Genomic DNA, 546 nt, shown 5'->3' on the forward strand with positions numbered 1-546 from the left:
GGAGAGCATCACCGCGTCGGTGCCGTCGAGCACGGCGTTGGCCACGTCGAACACCTCGGCCCGGGTCGGCAGCGGCGACTCGATCATCGACTCCATCATCTGGGTGGCGGTGATCACCGCCCGGTTGTGGCTGCGGGCGTGCTTGATGATGCGCTTCTGGGTGCCGATCAGCTTCTCGTCGCCGATCTCCACGCCCAGGTCGCCGCGGGCCACCATCACCGCCTCGCTGGCCTCGATGATGCCGTCCAGCGTTTCGTCGTCGGCCACCGCCTCGGCGCGCTCGAGCTTGGCCACCAGGCCGATCTCCTTACCCGCCTCGCCCAATAACTCCCGAGCCTCGCGCATATCGGCGGCGCTGCGCGGAAACGACACGGCCAGGTAGTCGACGCCGATCTCCATGGCGGTCTTCAGGTCGGCCCTGTCCTTGTCGGTGAGCGCCGGGGCCGAGAGGCCGCCGCCCTGCTTGTTGATGCCCTTGTTGTTGGAGAGCCGGCCGCCGACCACCACCGAGGTGTGGATCAGGTGGTCGGCGACCCGGTTGACGTC

The 546-nt window shown here is 68.5% G+C and carries 1 protein-coding gene; it reads right to left on the reverse strand.

The annotated features are described in order from the left end of the window. Positions 1-546: pyruvate kinase (locus MKP05_RS21545; RefSeq protein WP_240570171.1), on the reverse strand; the 546-nt coding region annotated here is incomplete at both ends.

The organism is Halomonas flagellata (genome assembly GCF_022487945.1).
Taxonomy (GTDB): Bacteria; Pseudomonadota; Gammaproteobacteria; order Pseudomonadales; family Halomonadaceae; genus Halomonas; species Halomonas flagellata.